Origin of the sequence: Coprococcus sp. AF21-14LB, assembly GCF_003458885.1 — a bacterium.
In the GTDB taxonomy this organism is placed as follows: Bacteria; Bacillota; Clostridia; order Lachnospirales; family Lachnospiraceae; genus UBA9414.
Map to the genome: position 1 here is coordinate 1 of NZ_QRVX01000032.1, position 15759 is coordinate 15759.

Genomic DNA, 15759 nt, shown 5'->3' on the forward strand with positions numbered 1-15759 from the left:
CTGGAGAATGGCGAAAGTCTTGAACCAAATCTTTTCAAAGAAAGTAATAGCCAAGCTAGGTTATACATCCATGCTTGACTATTATCTAGTAGTTTGTGAAAACTAAGGAACCGCCTAGTACTGAACGGTATGCTAGGTGGTGTGAGAGGTCGGCTAATCAATTAATGATTAGCTCCTACTCGATCATCTGATGGGAATGTTCTTGAAGTATATTTGTATATTGAGTAAAATAAAGATAAAATATCCAAAGAAAAGAGGTATTATAAAATGGATTTATTTGATCTGCATTGTGACACGATTGTATTATGGAAGGAAAAGAATCTTGGATTTGATTCAGAGGAGACACATTTTTCACTGCGTGAGCGTGAAAAGCTGGGACGGATGTGCCAGACAATGGCAGTGTTTGTGCCGGACTCTATTCGTGGCGAAGCAGCAAGAGAATATGTTGATGTACACGCAGCATATCTGAAAGCTGTTGTTGAACGTCAGAAGGAATTGGCTGAAATGGCAAGGACGGCTGAAGATATAGAACGGATTACAGGAGAAGGAAGATGTGCCTGTATGCTGGCAATTGAGAGTGGGGCAGCGCTGGCCGGAAAGCTTGAAAATGTGGAGCATTTTGCAGAACTCGGGGTGAAAATGCTGACACTTGTATGGAATGGAGAAAATGAACTCGGATCCGGTCATAGTACAGAGAATGGTTTGACAGAATTTGGAAAACAGGCAGTAAAAAAGATGGAACAATCAGGGATAATTGTTGATGTGTCTCATCTGAATGACAGAGGATTTGCAGATCTCTGTGAAATTGCGGAGAAACCGTTTATCGCGACACATTCTAATTTAAGGAGCGTCTGCAGCCATAAGCGTAATCTGACAGAGCAGCAATTTCAGGAAATTGTGCGCAGAAAAGGTCTTGTTGGAATTAATTTGTATACAAGTTTTCTGGATGAAGAAGGAAGAGGAGACGCAGAGAGTATTTATCGACATGTTTACCGAATGCTGGAGTTAGGTGGAGAAGATATTATAGCTTGTGGCAGTGATTTTGATGGAGCTGATATTAACGAATCGCTGACTTCTCCGGTAAAATTTGCACGCACGGCAGAATATTTAATGTCTAGAGGAATTCCGGAACGAGCTGTGAAGAAGATGTATTTTGAAAATGCATTGAGATTTTTCCATGAACAAGCGTAAAAACTAAAATGAATGCGATTTGAAGATTTCTGTTGTCATGGCGTCTTGACAGCAGAGATCTTTTTTCGTATAAAGATTGTGAAATGTACATTCAATTTTCAATTTTTTGACAAAAATCTGCCGCAGAAAAAGGCGCTTTCTCGAAAATAAGTAGAAAAATGTTTTGTGCAGTTGAATTTTCTCACATGTGTAGTAAGATAAATATAAAATTTAGGAGAGCTATGAGGGAGATTTATGAAATATTTGAGGCAATTCGTTATCATACTGGGCGTTTCATTTCTGGGAGAAGTTCTCAGAGTGATACTTCCACTTCCAATTCCGGCAAGTGTGTACGGTCTGATCTGCATGTTGATATTGTTGAAAAGCGGAATTTTAAAAGTAGGACAAGTAAAAGAAATATCAAAATTTTTGATAGAAATTATGCCGGTAATGTTTGTGCCGGCAGCGGTTGGTCTGATGGAATCTTGGAGTTCGCTGAGGGAAGTCCTGATTCCGGTAGCAATTATTACAGCAGTAACAACCGTGCTTGTTATGGCAGTAACCGGAAAGGTTACGCAGGGGATGATGAACCGGGATAAGAAAGGGGAGCATTATGCAGGAGATTATAAATAATTCGTTGTTTTTTGGCGCTGTACTTAGCCTGACTGCCTATGAAATCGGGCTTTTAATGAAGCGTAAGTGGAAACTTGCCATTTTTAATCCGACGCTGATTAGCGTCATTGCGATTATCGGAGTATTGAATATTTTTAAAATTGATTATGAGAAATATAATGAAGGTGCAAAATATATTAGTTATTTTCTTACTCCGGCTACGGTGTGTCTTGCCGTGCCGCTATATGAACAATTAGAACTTTTGAAGAAAAATTTAAAGGCAGTGGCAGCAGGAATTACGGCCGGTGTAGCGGCAAGTCTTGGCGGTGTATTTGTGCTTGCAAAATTGTTCGGATTATCGCAGGAATTGTATGTAACGATGCTGCCAAAGTCGATTACAACAGCGATTGGAATGGGAATTTCAGAAGAGCTTGGCGGAATTGTGACGATTACGGTGGCAGTTATTATTATTACGGGAATTCTCGGAAATGTATTTGCGGAAGCAATCTGCAAAATGTTTCATATTACAGAGCCGATTGCCGTGGGATTGGCAATCGGAACATCTTCTCACGCACTTGGTACAGCGAAAGCGATTGAATTGGGAGAAGTTGAAGGAGCTATGAGCGGGCTGGCAATTGCGGTGGCAGGACTGCTGACCGTTGTGGGAGCGTCCGTATTTGCAGGCTTTGCCATGTAAGAAATAAAGGAAATGAAAATGAAATAGACAGTAGACGGAGGAAATGTGATGAAAGCAGTATATCCTGGAAGTTTTGATCCGGTAACATTCGGACATCTTGACATTATTCAGAGAGCAGCAAAAGTAGTGGATGAATTGATTATTGGGGTAATTGTAAATAAAGCTAAGAAATCTCCGCTTTTTACATTGGAAGAGCGGGTATCTATGCTGAAGGAGGCAACGAAAGAATATCCGAATGTGACAGTAAAAATGTTTGATGGAATGACGATTGATTTTGCGCGGGAGAATGGGGCGCGTCTTATTATCCGAGGACTTCGGGCAGTTACCGATTTTGAAAGTGAAATGCAGATTGCCCAGACAAATCATAGTCTGGACAGCAATATTGATACAATGTTTTTCACAACCAGTTTGGAGTATTCTTTTTTAAGTTCAACAGTTGTGAAGGAAGTTGCTTCTTATGGAAGAGATACATCAAAATTTGTTCCGGAAGTTGTACAGAAGGCATTTCGAGAGAAGTTTCAGATGGATTAGTGGATTAGTATGCAGCCGGATTGGCAGAAACTGTATGAAAAATTGTCTATCCAAAGCATTTGACGCATATAGATATAACAACGTCATAGATTAAGGTGAGGCAATGGCAGTTTTACCGGCACAAAATGAAGCATACGCAGACTTTATTTTTCAGTACAGTCAGAATACCCATGGAGAGCGGGAATATACATCTAATGATTTTTTTGAAATTATAGATGAAATATATGCAGTTGTGTATATTTCGCGGGAATCGATCGGAGAAATCAGCATTGCAGATTATAATTATGGAGCGGTTCCCAAATATTATGTACCTATGGATACAGAAGCTTTGAATGCTTCAGGAATCCTGAGAATACAGAATCAGCCATATCTCAATCTGAAAGGAAAGGGAACGGCGGTTGCCATTATTGATTCCGGAATTGATTATGAAAATAAAGCATTCATAGATGCAGTGGGAAAGAGCAGAATTGCTTATTTGTGGGATCAATCGATTCCTACTGAATGGGATGAGGAAAGTGATGCGGCAAGGAATGGAAGAACGGTTCCTTATGGCAGGGAGTTTACCGGAAAAGAAATTGATGAGGCATTAGGAAGTGATGATCCAAAGAAAGTGGTGTCGTCTGTAGATGAGAATGGGCACGGAACTTTTCTGGCGGGGATTGCGGCCGGCAGCGGAAATGCAGCACAGGATTTTCTTGGTGCAGCGCCGGAAGCATCGCTGATTATTGTGAAGCTAAAGCAGATGAAAGAATATTTGCGGGAATTTTATCTCGTTCCCGAGGGAATAGATGCCTATCAGGAAAATGATATCATGTTTGCTGTGCAGTATGCGATCAACCGTGCAAGAAAGATGAATATGCCGCTTTCCATCTGCATTGGACTTGGAACGAATCTTGGCGCTCATATTGGAGAAGGACCTTTGAATCAGTATCTTGACAGTGTGAGTCGGTATAAGCAAAGGGCAGTCTCTGTCGCAGCGGGGAATGAGGGAAACATGCGCCATCATTTCGGCGGTATGATAGAGGATGGAGAACAGGAAATGGTTGTTGAAACTCGTGTCGGTGCAGGAGAACCGGGATTTGTAATGGAATTCTGGGGAAATGCACCGAATTTTTATTCTATGCAGATTCAGACGCCATTTGGGGAGGAAGCAGATGTTCTTACAAGTCGCGGCGGAGAGGTTCAAGATATTCGGTTTATTTTTTCAAATACAAGGATTCAGGCAACTTATGTAAGGCTGGAACGTCAGTCGGGAAGCACATTGATCTTTTTAAGAATGATTGAGCCGGCAGAAGGAATCTGGAGATTCCGTATTTTCAGCAATGCAATTTATCAGGCGGGATTTCATATGTGGCTTCCTCCGAGAGGGGTAATTAGCAATGAAACATATTTTCTTGAATCATCACCGGCAAATACGATAACAAGTCCGGGAGATTCAGAGGCGGTTATGACTGTAACGGCATATGATTATCGAAATGAGAGCCTTTATGTGGAGGCAGGAAGAGGATATTTGTCAGACGGTAAAATTAAACCGGATTTTGCCGCACCGGGGGTGGAAATAACCAGTACCCTGCCTGGTGGAAAGTTTGTGAAGAGGTCAGGAACGAGCCTGGCAGCAGCGCAGACAGCAGGGGCAGCAGCGCTTTTGCTTGAATGGGCGTCAGTAAAAGGGAATTCTCCGTTTCTAAATGGAAAAAGCATTAAGAATTATTTTATCCGGGCAGCAGGGCGCAGTACCGGACGGCAGTATCCGAATCCGGAATGGGGATATGGAAAGTTGAATCTCTATGGAACCTTTGAAGTTTTGCCATAACCGGAGAAAGTAAAATAGACTTGACGGCTCTTATAGTTACCTTGTACACTGATAGTAATTGCAGGAGTTTTTGCAAAGAGAACTTCGGGACAGAGAGTATAAATTTAAGAAGGGACAGATCGAATGAGAAAAAAACATAAATATGAAGAACCGTATGATGATGAAATAATGGATTATGATGATGAGTACGATGAAGAATATGAAGAATATGATGAAGAGTATGATGAAGAGTATGAAGAAGAATATGATGACTATGAAGATGATATTTTTGATCGATTAGAAGAAGAACATGGAGGCAGAAGACGCAAAAAAGTGTCAAAAGCAAAGAAGACACCGGAAAGAACAGGGAGGCAGCATCAAGAGGGAAGACGTGGTCGGCGGGGGCAGAAGAAACGTAGAAGCGTCGGTTCGATACTCAGCAATATAGTGCTTGTAATTGCTGTTTGCGTGTTTATATATTCTGCTTTTCAGTTATTTCAGATTTATTCTGAATACAGTGAAGGAGATAAAGAGTACGAGAACGTACAGCAGATAGCTATTCAGACGGAGAAAGATCCTGAAACACAGGAAGATGTCTTCCGGGTAGATTTTGATGCGTTGAAACAAATTAATGGAGATACGGCGGCGTGGATCCGGTTTGAGAATCCGGAAGAGATAAATTATCCGGTTGTACACTGTATGAATAATGAGACATACCTTACAAAAACATTTGAAGCCAATGATAATAAACTGGGCGCGCTTTTTATTGATGCAAGAAACCATGAAGATTTTTCAGATTATAATACGATCATTTACGGTCACCACATGAATAATGGTGCTATGTTTGCAAAGCTTTTGAAATACAAAAATCAGGCTTTCTGGGAAAAGAATCGTTACTTCCATATTTATACGCCGGATGGAACGGCACATAAGTATGAAATCTTCGCAACAGGAGTTATTAAAGATACGGCAGAGAATTATCAGCTGAATTTTGCTTCACCGGAAGAATTTGCAAATTATATTACAAAAGTAAAACAGGGATCTGCCTATGATACCGGGGTGGCAGTAGATGCCGCAGCAAAGACAGTGACACTGTCAACTTGTACGAATGAAAGAGATGATGAGCGGTTTGTTGTACATGGCGTAGAGATTCAGGAATAGGAAGAAAATTAGGAAGAAAATGCAGCAGACCTGAAAAAGATGAAAGCAAAATGGAGGTAGACAGATGGAATACAAGTTTGAGGTCGGAGATATTGTAAAATTAAAGAAAAAGCATCCTTGTGGAAGTTTTGAATGGGAAATTCTCAGAGTGGGTGCAGACTTTCGTCTGAAATGTACCGGGTGCGGGCATCAAATTATGATCTCAAGAAAAAATGTAGAGAAAAATGTAAAAGATATTAGAAAAAAGTCTTGAAATCAAAAGGAATTTATGATAGAATCAGCAATTGTGATATATTATTATAATCCTTGTTCCCGCTTTGGTACGGGAGCCAGAGACCATAAGGAGGTAAAGCAAAATGAGCAAATACGAATTAGCTGTTATTGTTAGCGCGAAACTCGAAGAAGAAGAAAGAGCAAACGTTGTAGAAAAAGTGAAAGCTTTAATCGAGCGCTTTAACGGTAATTTAACAGACGTGGATGAATGGGGTAAGAAGAGATTAGCTTACGAGATTCAGAAAATGAGAGAAGGATATTACTATTTCTTCCACTTCGAAGCTGATACAACTGTTCCGGCAGAACTTGAATCAAGAATGCGTATTATGGACGGCGTTATCAGATATTTATGCGTTAAACAGGAAGCATAAAGAAAAGAGGAATATATATGAATAAAGTAATTTTGATGGGACGCCTTACAAGAGATCCGGAAGTAAGATATTCACAGGGTGAGAGCTCAATGGCAATTGCCAGATATACATTAGCTGTTGACCGTCGTTTTAAGAGAGACGGAGAAGCAACTGCTGATTTTATTCCATGCGTTGTATTTGGAAAATCTGCTGAGTTTACAGAGAGATATTTCCGCCAGGGAATGCGTGTTGTTATTTCAGGACGTATCCAGACTGGAAGTTATACAAACCGTGATGGAGTGAAAGTTTACACAACAGAAGTTGTTGTTGAGGAGCAGGAATTTGCAGAAAGCAAGGCAGCAAGTGAACAGAACGCCGGCTACCGCAGTGCGGCGCCAGCACCATCACCGGCACCGAGCATTGACGCAGGGGACGGCTTCATGAATATTCCAGACGGAATTGATGAAGAATTACCATTCAATTAGCGATAGGCGGACAGAGGTCCGGAGTTTAACAGGAGGTAAAAAGCAATGGCTTACGAAAAAGGTAACAGACCAGATTCTCCAATGAAGAGAAGAGGCGGACGCAGAAGAAAAAAAGTTTGCGTATTCTGTGGTAAAGAGAATAACGAAATCGATTATAAAGATGTAGCAAAATTAAAGAAATATGTTTCTGAGAGAGGAAAAATCCTTCCGAGAAGAATCACAGGAAACTGTGCAAAACATCAGAGAGCTCTTACAGTAGCAATCAAGAGAGCAAGACATATCGCTTTAATGCCATACGTTCAGGACTAATTCCAAGAGCGTAAACAGCGAATAATAATAAAGCCTTTAAGTACTGAAACAAACAATCAGTATTTAAAGGCTTTTTTGTGCTATAAAAATGATTATGATTACAGACTATGTTTCAAAAGATCCATTTGACAGCGCCTTGATCGAGGATGCATATTCAGAAGGCGTCATTCCGGTGATTTTTTTAAACTGCCGTGAAAAATAGTGTATGGAAGTATAACCAAGCTTCTCGGAAATTTGTGTAAAATTCAGATGATTCATGCGAATCATTTCTTTCGCGGCATCGACCTTCATATTAGAAAAGTATTCAATGATGCCAAGCCCGCTTCGCTCCTTGAAAATCTTTTGCAGCTGGGAACGTCCGATCAATGTATCGCGGCAGATCTGTTCAATCGTAACATGGGCATCCAGGTGTTTTTCCAGGTAATCGACTACATGATTGAAAATTTCGTTGTCGCTTCGGCTTTTTGTTGTCTTTGGAACCTTGCTTGAAGTCACAGGGCCGCTTAGATAGCGCCTGGAAATATGCAGTAAAAACTGTTCAAGATAAATTCGGATTAGCTGTTCTGAGCCAAGAAGCGGTGAGGAGCATTTCTTCATGACAGTCTGGTAAGGATCATCAAGGCGGCTCTCAAAACAATTTCTGGCTTCAACGATGATATTAGCGAGAAGAGTCCGTTCAATCTCATCGATATGCAGGAACTTTTTGCGAAAGAAATCCATGGCAGGGCTATTGCAGCGAAAAGAGATGACCACAAGATTTGGTGCGGAAGCGCCGGTTGCAGTAACATTGTGGAATTCATTCGGCTCATGGAACACAATATCTCCTTTCTTAATAACAGTATAGTTATTTTCTACAGTAATGCCGACTTCTCCCTTGTCTGCATAACAGAATTCCCAGAAATCATGCCGTTCTCCTGTAAAGGCAAATGTATTCATATATTCAAAATAGTGGATCGTGTAGATTGCATCAATATGAATTGTCTCATCCAGAGTTACAGATTGATAACCCATGCATCTGCTCCTTTCTGCGCTTTCTAAAATACTATTATCAGTATACACGCTTTTAAGAAGAAAAGCAAAAGAAAAATGCAGATAGTACAAAACTAAAAACTGATAATACAAATACATTTCATATCAATTGTAATACCATAAAGATAACAGATTTAAGACTGATTGACTGAAAAAAGAAAAATCAAGAAAGGATTTTAGGAGGAATAAAAAATGAAAAAACCAGTATTAGTAATCATGGCAGCAGGAATGGGCAGCCGTTACGGTGGACTGAAACAGATCGATCCGATTGATGAGCAGGGACATATCATTATGGATTTCTCAATCTTTGATGCAAAAAGAGCAGGATTTGAGAAAGTTGTTTTCATTATTAAGAGACAGGACGAGGCTGATTTTAAAGAAGCAGTAGGAAAACGTATGGAAAAATTGATGGATGTTTCCTATGCATACCAGGATATGGCTAATATTCCGGAAGGATTTGAAGTTCCGGAAGGACGTGTAAAACCGTGGGGAACAGCACATGCAGTATTAAGTGCGATTGATGTGGTAGACGGACCATTTGCGGTAATTAACGCAGACGACTACTATGGATCAGAGGCTTTTAAACAGATTTACGATTATCTTTCTACACATGAAGATGATGAGAAATACCGTTATACTATGGTAGGATACAAACTTGAAAATACAGTAACAGATAATGGACATGTGGCACGCGGTATTTGTACGATGAATGAAGCAGGCGAGCTTGTTAAGATTGAAGAGAGAACAAGAATTGAGAAGAGAAATGGCGGCATTGCATTTACAGAAGATGACGGCGCTACATGGACAGAAGTTCCGGGTGAGACAGTTGTTTCTATGAATATGTGGGGATTCACAAGAAGTATTCTGGATGAAATCAAAGAAGGATTCCCGGCATTCCTTGAAAAAGGTCTGAAAGAGAACCCGATGAAATGCGAATATTTCCTTCCATCAGTTGTAAGTGATCTGCTTGGAGAGGAACGCGCAACAGTTTCTGTTCTTACTTCAGCAGATAAATGGTATGGAGTAACATACAAAGAAGACAAACCGGTTGTTGTTGCAGCAATTAAAAAATTAAAAGAAGAAGGTCTTTATCCTGAAAGACTCTGGGAGGAATAGGAAAAATGGAAAAAGTTACAAGAACACAGAGAGACGAAGCAATCGCGCATTTTAAATTTGAAGGTGTTCTGACAGGAGAACAGCCGTATGGAAGCGGACATATTAATGATACATTTTTATTAACATTTGATGTGCCGGAAAAAGGTGAAGTAAAAGTAATTCTTCAGAGAATGAACAAAGATATCTTCACAAAACCAGTGGAATTGATGGAGAACATTTTAAATGTAACTTCTTACCTGAGAGAAAGAATCATCGAGAATCATGGTGATCCGGAAAGAGAAACATTAAATATTATCCCTACAGTAGACGAAAAACCTTATTTTGTTGATTCCTGTGGCGATTACTGGAGAAGCTACAAATTCATCACAGATGCAACAAGTTATGATCAGGTAGAGAAACCGGACGATTTCTATCAGAGTGCAGTTTCTTTCGGAAACTTCCAGAGACTGTTGGCTGATTATCCGGCAGATACACTCCATGAGACAATCAAAGGATTCCATGATACAAAAGCACGTTTTGAAGTATTCAAAAAAGCAGTAGAAGCAGATGTTTGCGGACGTGCAGCTTCTGTTCAGGATGAAATTAATTTTGTTCTTGCACATGAAGATGTTGCAAATGTATTCGGCGATATGCTTGCTAAGGGAGAACTTCCGCTTCGTGTTACACATAATGATACAAAACTTAACAACATTATGATTGACAATAAGACAGGTAAAGGTATCTGTGTAATTGACCTTGATACTGTTATGCCGGGACTTGCGATGAACGACTTCGGTGATTCTATCCGCTTTGGTGCAAGCACTGCAGCCGAGGATGAACAGGATTTAAGTAAAGTATCCTGTGATATGAATTTATTCGACCTCTACGCAAAAGGATATATCGAAGGCTGCGGCGGAAAGCTGACAGAGAAGGAAATCGAAATGATGCCAATGGGCGCTAAAGTAATGACATTTGAATGTGGTATGAGATTCCTGACAGATTATCTGGAAGGAGATCATTACTTCAAGATCCACAGAGAACACCATAACTTAGACCGTTGCCGTACACAGTTTAAACTGGTAGAAGATATGGAAGCAAAATGGGATACGATGCAGGAAATCATTAAAAAATACAGTAAATAAGTTGTTCATTTAAAGGAGGAAAAACCAATGGCAATTTTAGTAACAGGCGGTGCAGGTTATATTGGAAGCCACACATGTATCGAACTTTTAAACGAAGGATATGAAGTTGTTGTAGTTGATAACTTATGCAACTCTTGTGAAGAATCTTTAAAAAGAGTAGAAGAGATTACAGGAAAGACTGTAAAATTCTACGAAGCAGATCTGCTTGACAGAGATGCACTTGAGAAAATCTTTGCAGCAGAAAAAGTAGAATCTGTAATCCATTTTGCAGGTTTGAAAGCAGTTGGAGAATCTGTTCAGAAGCCTTTAGAATATTACCATAACAATATTACAGGTACATTGATCCTCTGTGATGTTATGCGCAATCATGGCGTAAAGAATATCGTATTTAGTTCTTCTGCAACAGTATACGGTGATCCGGCATTTATTCCGATTACAGAAGAATGTCCGAAAGGCGTATGTACAAATCCATATGGATGGACAAAGTCTATGTTGGAACAGATCCTGACAGATCTTCATACAGCAGACGCTGAGTGGAATGTTGTGTTACTTCGCTACTTTAACCCAATTGGAGCACATAAGAGCGGTAAGATCGGAGAGAATCCAAAAGGAATTCCAAACAATCTGATGCCGTATATTACACAGGTTGCAGTAGGAAAACTGAAATGTCTTGGAGTGTTCGGAGATGATTACGATACTCCGGATGGAACAGGAGTAAGAGACTATATCCATGTAGTTGACCTTGCACTTGGCCATGTGAAGGCAATTAAGAAATTAGAAGCTAAAGAAGGCGTTTCCATCTACAACTTGGGAACAGGAAACGGATATTCTGTTCTTCAGATGGTAAAAGCAATGGAGAAAGCATGTGGACATGAGATTCCATATGAGATTAAACCTCGCCGTGAAGGCGATATTGCAACTTGCTATGCAGATCCTTCCAAAGCCAAAAGAGAACTGGGCTGGGAAGCACAGCGCGGATTGGATGAGATGTGCGAAGATTCCTGGAGATGGCAGTCACAGAATCCAAATGGCTATGAAGAATAAAAAATAATAATAACGAAGCTCCCGCAGCCGGAAAGTTCCGGAGGCGGGAGCTTCTTTGTGGAGATTCAATTCAGCTCTTTTTCCGGTAACTACTATTCAAATATAGGGAAAAGTGATATAATAATCAAATATATCATGAAGAAAAAACACATTATGAACCAGAGGTAGTAATATGAATAAAAAAGTTCGTTTAAAAGGACAGCTCCGTCTGTATATGCAGTGGCCGGCTTTTATGACGATACTGCTGATCGCGATGAATTTCTGGATTTTCCGGCTGGATCGGAAGGCAGGAGGTCTGATGGCTGTTTTTGTTGTGATCTATGCTGCAATCGTCGGTATTATGTACTTGTATAACCGCTCGCTGATTCTGACAGATATGATTGAGTTTGCGGCTCAATACGGTGTTGTGCAGAACAGGCTTTTGAAAGAGCTGGCAGTCCCGTATGCGATTTTGCTTGATGATGGGAAACTGATCTGGATGAACTCGGAGTTTGAGGAGATTCTAGGCCCATATAAGCGTAAGGATTCGTATATGAGGGAATATATTAAGGAATTGAATAAAGGTGTATTTCCTAAGTCAGACAATGAGAAGAAAGAGCTTGCAGTGACATTTAATGACAGAGATTATATTGCAGAGCTGTGTCGTGTTTCTGTAGAAGGCTTTACAGAGACGGAGCAGGTTGTTGAGCTTCCGGAGCACAAGGATTATTTTATTGCGCTGCATTTAAAAGATGTGACAGAGATCAACAAATACAGGGATTTAATTGAAGAACAGAAGATGATCGCAGGTCTTGTTTACATCGATAACTATGATGAAGTTATGGAGAGTGTCGAAGAGGTAAGGCAGTCACTTCTTCTTGCGCTTATTGACCGTAAGATTAACCAGTATATGGCTAATGTAGATGGAATTGTGAAGAAGCTTGAGAAAGATAAGTATTTTATTGTTTTGAAGAAGAGTGGTCTTGAACAGATGAAGGAAGATCATTTTTCTATTATGGAAGATGTGAAAAATGTTAATGTAGGCAATGAGGTTCCAGCTACATTAAGTATTGGTATGGGATTGAACAGCAGTACTTATATTCAGAGCTATAATAATGCCCGCGTATCTATCGACCTTGCTCTTGCAAGAGGAGGAGATCAGGCAGTTGTGAAAGATTCCGACGGCATCACATATTATGGCGGTAAGCGTGAGCAGACAAGTAAAAATACGCGTGTAAAAGCCCGCGTGAAAGCAGAAGCGCTCCGTGAGTTTATTATGGCGAAAGAAAAAGTAATTGTGATGGGACATAAGATTGCGGATGTGGACTCTTTTGGTGCGGCTATCGGTATTTATCGGGCGGTAACAAATCTTGGAAAGAAAGCCCACATAGTATTGAATGATATTACAATGTCGGTGCGTCCGCTTTATGAGTTCTTCTCCAATAATTCAGCATATCCGGATGATTTATTCATTACGTCAGATGAGATTAGAAGATTTGTAGACGGAAGCACGATGGCAGTCGTAGTAGATACAAACAAACCGGAGATGACAGAGTGTGAAGAATTACTAAGACTTGCACAGACAATCGTTGTATTGGATCATCATAGAAGGGGAGACAGAATTATTGAGAATGCGGTCCTCTCTTATATTGAGCCGTATGCTTCTTCAGCCTGTGAGATGGTGGCAGAGATTCTGCAGTACATTGTAGATGATGTAGATCTAACAAGAATGGAAGCGAACAGCATGTATGCCGGTATTATGATCGATACGAATAATTTTATGAACAAGACAGGTGTAAGAACATTTGAGGCGGCAGCATTTTTAAGAAGAGCAGGAGCAGATATTACCTATATTCGGAAATTATTCAGAGATGACATGGAGAGCTATCGCGCGAAGGCAGAAATCGTCCGGTCAACGGAAGTATACAGAGATGTTTATGCGATTGCGATCGGAACAAATGCGAATCTGGACAGTCCTACGATTGTGGGAGCACAGGCGGCAAACGAACTTTTGAATATTGCCGGAATTAAAGCATCATTTGTATTTACTGAGTACAATGGAAAGATTTATCTGAGTGCCCGTTCCATTGATGAGGTGAATGTCCAGGTAATTATGGAACGGCTCGGAGGAGGCGGTCATTTGAATATCGCAGGGGCGCAGTTCCCGCATACAAGACTCAGTGAAGCGGTAACGCAGCTGAAGATGACAATTGATGAAATGATAGAAAAAGGAGATTTATAGAATGAAAGTAATTTTATTAGAAGACGTAAAATCATTAGGGAAAAAGGGCGAGATTGTTAATGTAAATGACGGATACGCAAGAAACTTTATCTTACCGAAGAAACTCGGATTGGAAGCAAATAATAAAAATCTGAATGATCTGAAACTTCAGAAATCAAATGAAGCGAAGATTGCAAAAGAACAGTTAGAAGCAGCCCAGGAGCTTGGAAAGAATATTGAGGCAGGAAGTGTGAAGCTTGCGATTAAGACCGGAGAGGGCGGTAAGACATTTGGTTCTGTATCAAGCAAAGAAATTGCAGCAGCTGTAAAAGAGCAGATGGGATATGAAATCGACAAAAAGAAGATTCAGTTAAAAGAAGCGATCAAAACGCTTGGAACACATGAAGTTCCGGTAAAACTTCATGCTAAAGTGACGGCAAAGCTGAAAGTGATTGTAACAGAAGCCTAGGAGGAACGATAGAATGGATGAGGCGCTCATTAAACGAGTACTTCCACACAGTATCGAGGCAGAACAGTCTGTAGTCGGAGCGATGCTGATGGATCGCGAGGCAATTGTGGCTGCGAGCGAGATTATCTGTGGAGAAGATTTCTATCAGGTAACGTATGGTGTTATTTTTGACACGATTATTGAGTTGTTTAATGAAGGGAAGCCGGTAGATCTGGTTACGCTTCAAGAACGACTGAAAGAGAAAGATGTTCCTCCGGAAGTCAGCAGTCTGGAATTTGTGAGAGACCTGATTACGGCAGTGCCGACATCGGCTAATGTAAAGTATTATGCAGAGATTGTTGCTGAGAAAGCAACATTTCGTAAACTGATTAAGCTGAACGAGGAAATTGCCAATACATGTTATCTGGCGAAAGAGCCGCTGGAGGCTGTGCTTGAACAGACGGAAAAGCAGGTATTTGAACTTGTTCAGAAGCGGAATACAGGTGATTTTGTTCCGATCCAGCAAGTTGTATTGAATACACTTGAGAGGATTGAAAAGGCTTCTAAGAATAAAGGGACTGTAACGGGAATTCCTACAGGCTTTATTGATCTTGATTATAAGCTATCAGGACTGCAGCCATCGGATTTGATTCTTTTAGCTGCGCGACCATCTATGGGGAAAACAGCTTTTGTGTTAAATTTGGCACAGTATATGGCATTTAAGGTAAATAAGACCGTTGCAATCTTCAGTCTTGAAATGTCGAAAGAGCAGTTAGTTAACCGTTTATTTGCACTGGAATCTCAAGTAGATTCTCAGGCGCTCAGAACCGGAAATTTAAAGGACTCCGATTGGGAAAAGCTGATCGAGAGTGCGGGAACAATAGGCAGATCGAACTTGATTATTGATGATACACCGGGAATTTCTATTTCAGAACTTCGATCTAAGTGCCGAAAATATAAGTTAGAACATGATCTTTCTGTGATTATCATCGACTATCTGCAGTTGATGTCGGGAAGAGTCGGTGGAAGAAGTGAATCCCGCCAGCAGGAGATCTCAGAGATTTCAAGATCATTGAAAGGTGTTGCAAGAGAACTGAATGTGCCGGTGATCGCGTTATCGCAGTTGAGCCGTGCAGTAGAGCAAAGACCGGATCACAGACCGATGCTGTCAGATCTTCGAGAGTCTGGAGCAATCGAGCAGGATGCAGACGTTGTTATGTTTCTCTACCGGGATGAATATTATAATAAAGATACCGAACACCCGAATGAGGCAGAAGTAATTATTGCGAAACAAAGAAATGGTCCGATCGGTACTGTAAATCTGGCATGGCTGCCGAATTATACAAAATTCGCTAATCTTCAGCGGAGAGAAGAATAGAACAGAAGTATTTCTGTCATAATTTGACGGACGAAACTTTGGT

17 protein-coding genes are annotated in these 15759 nt (G+C 40.5%); 16 read left to right on the forward strand and 1 reads right to left on the reverse strand.

Going from position 1 to position 15759, the window contains the following annotated elements; all coding sequences use genetic code 11:
- Window positions 1-267 precede the first annotated feature (267 nt).
- From DWX73_RS08750 to rpsR, 10 genes are all read left to right on the forward strand, one after another.
- Window positions 268-1191 carry a dipeptidase gene (locus tag DWX73_RS08750; RefSeq protein ID WP_118348433.1) on the forward strand — a complete coding sequence of 308 codons (924 nt, stop codon included), beginning with the start codon at window positions 268-270 and terminating at the stop codon, window positions 1189-1191.
- A 234-nt stretch (window positions 1192-1425) separates the two neighbouring features.
- Window positions 1426-1803, forward strand: a complete 378-nt coding sequence (locus tag DWX73_RS08755) for a CidA/LrgA family protein (RefSeq protein WP_118348434.1) — start codon at window positions 1426-1428, stop codon at window positions 1801-1803.
- Complete coding sequence (locus tag DWX73_RS08760; protein ID WP_118348435.1) at window positions 1784-2479, forward strand: LrgB family protein; 696 nt, start codon at window positions 1784-1786, stop codon at window positions 2477-2479. The genes DWX73_RS08755 and DWX73_RS08760 overlap by 20 nt, the downstream gene beginning before the upstream one ends.
- A gap of 45 nt (window positions 2480-2524) precedes the next feature.
- Window positions 2525-3010, forward strand: a complete 486-nt coding sequence (gene coaD / locus DWX73_RS08765; RefSeq protein ID WP_118348436.1) for a pantetheine-phosphate adenylyltransferase — start codon at window positions 2525-2527, stop codon at window positions 3008-3010.
- Between the two features lie 103 nt (window positions 3011-3113).
- Window positions 3114-4823, forward strand: a complete 1710-nt coding sequence (locus DWX73_RS08770; protein ID WP_118348437.1) for a S8 family peptidase — start codon at window positions 3114-3116, stop codon at window positions 4821-4823.
- Window positions 4824-4946: 123 nt separating this feature from the next.
- A complete protein-coding gene (gene srtB, locus DWX73_RS08775) occupies window positions 4947-5963 on the forward strand; it encodes a class B sortase (protein ID WP_242996763.1) in 1017 nt (338 codons plus the stop codon).
- 64 nt (window positions 5964-6027) lie between these two features.
- Window positions 6028-6216 (forward strand): DUF951 domain-containing protein, encoded by a 189-nt coding sequence (locus tag DWX73_RS08780; protein WP_118348438.1) that lies wholly within the window; start codon window positions 6028-6030, stop codon window positions 6214-6216.
- A 103-nt stretch (window positions 6217-6319) separates the two neighbouring features.
- On the forward strand, window positions 6320-6607 hold the full coding sequence (gene rpsF, locus DWX73_RS08785) for a 30S ribosomal protein S6 (RefSeq protein WP_118348439.1): 288 nt from the start codon (window positions 6320-6322) through the stop codon (window positions 6605-6607).
- 17 nt (window positions 6608-6624) lie between these two features.
- Window positions 6625-7071: a single-stranded DNA-binding protein gene (locus tag DWX73_RS08790; protein ID WP_118348440.1), complete on the forward strand. Its 447-nt coding sequence runs from the start codon at window positions 6625-6627 to the stop codon at window positions 7069-7071.
- Between the two features lie 45 nt (window positions 7072-7116).
- Entirely contained in the window at window positions 7117-7380 is a 264-nt protein-coding gene (rpsR, locus tag DWX73_RS08795) for a 30S ribosomal protein S18 (protein WP_087157169.1), read from the forward strand.
- Window positions 7381-7485: 105 nt separating this feature from the next.
- Here the strand turns inward: rpsR and DWX73_RS08800 are convergent, their stop codons facing one another.
- On the reverse strand, window positions 7486-8391 hold the full coding sequence (locus DWX73_RS08800) for a helix-turn-helix domain-containing protein (RefSeq protein ID WP_118348441.1): 906 nt from the start codon (window positions 8389-8391) through the stop codon (window positions 7486-7488).
- A gap of 210 nt (window positions 8392-8601) precedes the next feature.
- Between DWX73_RS08800 and DWX73_RS08805 the strand changes: the two genes are divergently transcribed.
- The 6 genes from DWX73_RS08805 (at window position 8602) to dnaB (ending at window position 15716) form a co-directional block, all read left to right on the forward strand.
- Window positions 8602-9525 carry a sugar phosphate nucleotidyltransferase gene (locus DWX73_RS08805; RefSeq protein WP_118348442.1) on the forward strand — a complete coding sequence of 308 codons (924 nt, stop codon included), beginning with the start codon at window positions 8602-8604 and terminating at the stop codon, window positions 9523-9525.
- A gap of 5 nt (window positions 9526-9530) precedes the next feature.
- Window positions 9531-10646 (forward strand): phosphotransferase enzyme family protein, encoded by a 1116-nt coding sequence (locus tag DWX73_RS08810; protein ID WP_118348443.1) that lies wholly within the window; start codon window positions 9531-9533, stop codon window positions 10644-10646.
- A gap of 27 nt (window positions 10647-10673) precedes the next feature.
- Complete coding sequence (gene galE / locus DWX73_RS08815) at window positions 10674-11690, forward strand: UDP-glucose 4-epimerase GalE (protein ID WP_118348444.1); 1017 nt, start codon at window positions 10674-10676, stop codon at window positions 11688-11690.
- Between the two features lie 172 nt (window positions 11691-11862).
- Window positions 11863-13911, forward strand: coding sequence for a DHH family phosphoesterase (locus DWX73_RS08820; RefSeq protein WP_118348445.1), 2049 nt, complete (start codon window positions 11863-11865; stop codon window positions 13909-13911).
- A 1-nt stretch (window position 13912) separates the two neighbouring features.
- A complete protein-coding gene (gene rplI / locus DWX73_RS08825; RefSeq protein WP_118348446.1) occupies window positions 13913-14359 on the forward strand; it encodes a 50S ribosomal protein L9 in 447 nt (148 codons plus the stop codon).
- 13 nt (window positions 14360-14372) lie between these two features.
- Window positions 14373-15716 (forward strand): replicative DNA helicase, encoded by a 1344-nt coding sequence (gene dnaB, locus DWX73_RS08830; RefSeq protein WP_118348447.1) that lies wholly within the window; start codon window positions 14373-14375, stop codon window positions 15714-15716.
- The last annotated feature ends 43 nt before the right edge of the window (window positions 15717-15759 follow it).